Here is a 4,780-nt window from a genome sequence, read left to right on the forward strand (position 1 = left end):
GCCCCATTTTGAAGCCACGCTCTTAAAAGGTGTGTCATGAATACCTACCATAACACTCCCCCAGTTTCCTGTTAGACCAACAAAAGAGTTACGGTCAGCAAAATCACCTTTGGAAGAATCATCAATACGTACTTCCTGCTCGATTTGATAAATTATGTTTTCGTATTTACCTTTAAATCCCAAACGTGACGAGTTACTTGATATGCTTATACCATCACTATAGGTGTCAGTATTCAGTCCATCAGTGTCGCTGTTATCGATCGACACGTGGATTTTTCCATACACGTTTAACAGTTCACCAGCTACTTCAGCTGATTGCGCAGACAATGACATAGAAAGTGTACCCGCAGAAACAAGGGCCATAATATTCTTTTTCATGCTTTTCCCCAATTATTGTAAAAATGATTTATGTTGCTAAAACAACATAAATAATGAATCTGCGCATAATGGGGAATTTGTGTTACAGACGTATTGCTATCGCATGAAATAAAAATGACAAATGCGTTTTCTTTCAGACAGGTTCAGGAGATTGGTAAATTGAAGCGTGTTTACATCGGTTTTTATATAATCGTTCAGAAAGAACTACAATTGATCGAAGTATTCTTAATTAAACAAATTGACCCTGAGACGATTTTTCGGATTCCACTGCCACTACAACAAAACGCAGTGGCCCACCTGTAGTTATAGAATTAAAAGGAAAACAGGTGACCAGGGTAAGCGCAGCATTTTCGTAGTCAACAGGGATATGCGCGTCGCGAGAATCAACAACATGTGTGTTGCTGACCGTAAATACTTTCTTAACGCCGTTCTGGTTCTCCACAATTATTTTGTCACCTGCTGACAGATCCTGTAAAAATTCAAAATGAGTATCGCGGTGCGCGCTAATAATACTGTTGCCAATATCGCCGGGTTTTACACTCGCCAGGTGATGACCCGGTCCAAACGCCAAAGTACGTCCGGTATCTCCTGCCAGTACAATGAGATCGACATCGTGAGCGGGTACGCTTAACCGTGCAACCGGCCAGGTATCGGCCCATGACCAGGGTTTAACGGGTCGTTGCGTTTGTTTGGATTCTTCCCAGGCGCTCACTAATAGATATTGAGCCAATTCAGCTTTTGCATAGATATAGATGCCCTGTCCGAATTGCCATGCACCAATAACTAAAGCGATGGTAATAACAATAATAGAATGGCGTGGCCGGGTCACGACCACACCACGTGTCGGTTCATTCGCCATCCTGCCAATAAGGAGAACGTCAGTAACAGTAGCCCAATAAACAGTTTTAGCTGTCCAAGGGTTGCAGTTTGGGCAAATGAACCTACAACTTGGCCCATAGTGGAACCATGTGGCAGATTGTTGGGTACAGCACGCGTGTCAAGCGAATCCCACATTGGGCGTGAAGGTGTTTTCTCCACGGCCACCAGGCTGGTGTATTTACTGACAAGATGATGCTGCAGCGCTACTTTTATTACTTCGTTTTTAACATCTTCTTTTCTGGCGCCATCGATCAGTGAATCCATTAATGCCTTGATTTTTGCACGTGCCCACAATGGTGCGACACCATTATTCTGCTGGCCGCCCACTAATGGTAAATCAACTTCCCAGGTGGTATTGATCCGCTGTCCGCTGATTTTGATGTCGCCATTGAAGTTAGCTGTTTTTGCCACAATGACCAGGGGCTCACCCAGATACAGGTCGGGTATGCGGTTTGGCCAGATTTCCATTTCGACATTGTCTGGAAAGCTTACCTGCAGATCAGTGAGTACCGGTGTTTCAAGTTTGCTAAACAAATCCTGCATCTTGTTTTGCACTTCACCTGCACTACCAATAAATGTATAAGTCCCACGTCCAAACTCGGCGGCACGCGTCATAAAAAAACTATTGGGTGCGGAGCCAATGCCCACAGTGAACAAACGACTGTTGCCCAGTTGTTGTTTGATTAATTCAAATAGCTGAGTTTCGTTTCCAACACTGCCATCGGTCAGGAAAATTACCTGGCGTACCCGTTGTTCATCGCTGGCGTTGTGCAGCGCCTGAGAAATAGCAGGATACATTTCAGTACCACCCGTAGCATACAAATCATTAACGTAACGAATGGCGCGATTGATGTTCGATTGACTGGCTGTTTGTGCCTGACTAAATAAGGTATGTGTGACGGAGTTAAATTGAATTATGTTAAAAGTATCGATGCTCCTCAAACGACTCAGCGCCATTTTCAGCGCTGATTTTGCCTGTTGAATTGAAGTGCCACCCATGGAACCAGAGGTGTCAATAATATAAATCACCTCTCTTGCCAGATGCTGTGAACCGCCAATCCCGTCAGTGGGTGGCATCACCATAACCAGGTTGTACATTTCGCCATTGACTTCTTCACTGAACAACGCTGCTTTTGGGGAATAACCAGAGTCAATAGTCCATGTCAGGTTAAAATCGCGATCGGCCGGTACTGATCCATGTGCCAATTGCACGACCGCATGACCTTCACCAGGGCGCGAGGTGTAGATGTCATGATAAGGACTATTGACCTGGTTAATGGGAAAACCTGCGTTTAGTTCAACTTTTATAGATACTGGATTTGTATTGTTTCTCTCTGTATAAGATGGAGAATACACTGGCGGTGTAATGCGCGATGCATCCGGGACTACATCGGTATCCATAGCCCAACCTGTTTTAGTAAATCCTTCAATACGTTCCTGAAAGTGTACAGGTTGCAAGTTTGGGTGTGATTCTTCGTTTAATGCTGCTTGTTGAATCTGTGGTTGTTGAACTTGTGGTTGTTGAACCGGAGTACCGGGAATGTATCGTGGTGTCATCGTCAAAGGAAAACGCAATTCAAACTTGCCCTCTCCTTGTTGTTGTTCATATTGCACCGTTTGCTGGTATTCAATTTCTATGGTGACGGATTCGCGGGGACCAATGTTTGCGACGGTGTTAGTAAACACGTTGGGCCGTTCCTGGTTCATCAATGCCGCTTTTTTGCCCTCGCGCTTCGCCTTTGCGTATGTTTTTTTGGCTTCCTCACGTTCTTTAATAACACCTTCTACGATGCGTTCGCCAATTCGCATGCGCATGTGATCTACGGCGGCATTGTCCGGCAACGGAAATACATAAACACCTTCCACCCAATAGTCATCCGGATTCTCAAATGTCTGTACGACTTTGGAGCGAACCACCATGCCGCTAACTTTCATTTCCACGTCAGTATCAACAGTAGGCGCGATATGAAAAACACCCCGCTTGTCGGTTCGAAATAACAAGCTCCCCTGGTGCACATCAGTCAAACCGACTTCAGCGGGGTTAGTGCCCTGCAAGATAGAGTGCGTGGCTTGAGTTTGTGGTTTAGCAAACGCGATGGAGGAAAAAAACATAACAACCATCACGAACACCAGCGAAGCGATTAATCCAACACCGATTGCAGTAGCCATTCCCACGAGCGCATCTTTGACGATGGAGGGTTTGGCGGTTGCGGTAACATTGGGCTGTTGCGTATTGTTCATAATCTTCTTCGCTCACCTGTGTTGTTGGTTGCTTTGATCCAGCGTGCCTTCCCTGGCAGGTTTCGGATAATGGGGGTGGTGTTCCCTGTATGCGCCGGATTTCTTAATCTGTTGGGAATAATTAAAGCGTCTGAAAATGGCGCCTGGCGGGTTCAAATATGGCAATACGGGAATGAATTATGACGAATTATGGCAAGCTCAACTTTTGCCGAAAGATGGTCTATACCTATGTTGTTGTTTTGGCTATAATAATTATAAATCGCTTTAACTAGATTTAGTAACTTACTGATATTAAAAGGAGATGCGTTGTGGCAAAAACTATTGCCATTGTCGAGGATGAGCCGGCAATCCGGGAAAATTATGCAGCCTCTTTGCGCAAACAGGGCTACGAGGTGGAAATGTATGGCAACCGCCCGGACGCGTTAGCGGCATTTAACCGGAAGCTGCCTGATCTGGCGCTGCTGGATATCGGCCTGGAAAACGAAGTCGATGGCGGTTTTGAGCTTTGTCGCAGCTTGCGCAGTATCTCCACCACCCTGCCCATTATATTCCTCACCGCCAGGGACAGTGACCTGGACATCATTTCCGGGTTGCGCCTGGGTGCCGATGACTATCTGACAAAAGATATCAGCATACCTAATCTGTGTGCCCGCATCGCGGCCTTCTTTCGTCGCCAGGAGCTTCTATCGGCTCCACCTGCTGAAGAAACGATTATTAAAAGAGATGATTTAGCATTAGATATGGATCGCTTTTCAGTCCACTGGAAAGGTGAACCGGTGGACTTAACGCTTACCGAATTCTGGATGGTACATACCCTGGCACTACATCCCGGACACGTTAAAAACCGGGAGCAACTCATGCAGGAAGCCAAAATTGTCGTTGATGACGCTACCATCACATCGCATGTGAAGCGCATTCGGAAAAAATTCCAGGTGGTGGATAAGCAATTTGATTGTATCGACACCGTTTACGGTATGGGTTACCGTTGGGTCGAACAGTAACACGCGATAAATAATCTTTCCCTGTCATCATGATGTCAGTTACTACGGCAATAGATAAAGTTCGCTCGGCCAGTATTTTCCGACTGAGTATACAGCGAAAACTGGTATTGGTGAGCCTGTCATTGTTGATCATCCCCTGGGTGGGTTATCAGTATATCAACGAGATGGAAGAATATTTGCGCGACAGGCAGGAATTGCAACTGCTGGAACGTGCACGCGTTGTTGCTTCGCTGCTTGGGGATCAACCGGGATTGTTTACCACCAGGGCCACAACAACAGAA

At 45.9% G+C, this 4,780-nt stretch carries 5 protein-coding genes; 2 read left to right on the forward strand and 3 right to left on the reverse strand.

Features of this window, described 5'->3' with window-relative positions:
- The 3 genes from ACWVCM_RS12015 to ACWVCM_RS12025 all read right to left on the reverse strand — a co-directional run.
- On the reverse strand, nt 1-378 hold a 378-nt coding region (locus ACWVCM_RS12015; RefSeq protein WP_455201994.1), incomplete at its 3' end, for a porin.
- Nucleotides 379-607: 229 nt separating this feature from the next.
- Nucleotides 608-1,237, reverse strand: coding sequence for a class GN sortase (locus ACWVCM_RS12020; protein WP_455201995.1), 630 nt, complete (start codon nt 1,235-1,237; stop codon nt 608-610).
- Nucleotides 1,204-3,498 carry a marine proteobacterial sortase target protein gene (locus ACWVCM_RS12025; RefSeq protein ID WP_455201996.1) on the reverse strand — a complete coding sequence of 765 codons (2,295 nt, stop codon included), beginning with the start codon at nt 3,496-3,498 and terminating at the stop codon, nt 1,204-1,206. Before ACWVCM_RS12025 ends, ACWVCM_RS12020 begins: the two co-directional genes overlap by 34 nt.
- A 308-nt stretch (nt 3,499-3,806) precedes the next feature.
- Here ACWVCM_RS12025 and pdsR point away from each other — a divergent pair, with 308 nt between their 5' ends.
- Nucleotides 3,807-4,499: a proteobacterial dedicated sortase system response regulator gene (gene pdsR, locus ACWVCM_RS12030; protein ID WP_455201997.1), complete on the forward strand. Its 693-nt coding sequence runs from the start codon at nt 3,807-3,809 to the stop codon at nt 4,497-4,499.
- A gap of 29 nt (nt 4,500-4,528) precedes the next feature.
- On the forward strand, nt 4,529-4,780 hold a 252-nt coding region (locus tag ACWVCM_RS12035; protein WP_455201998.1), incomplete at its 3' end, for a hypothetical protein.

This window comes from Kaarinaea lacus (assembly GCF_975902315.1).

Coding starts and splice junctions, on each gene's coding strand:
- ACWVCM_RS12020 (WP_455201995.1), bottom strand. CDS start 1,237: ATGGCGAATGAACCGACACGTGGTGTGGTCGTGACCCGGCCACGCCAT.
- ACWVCM_RS12025 (WP_455201996.1), bottom strand. CDS start 3,498: ATGAACAATACGCAACAGCCCAATGTTACCGCAACCGCCAAACCCTCC.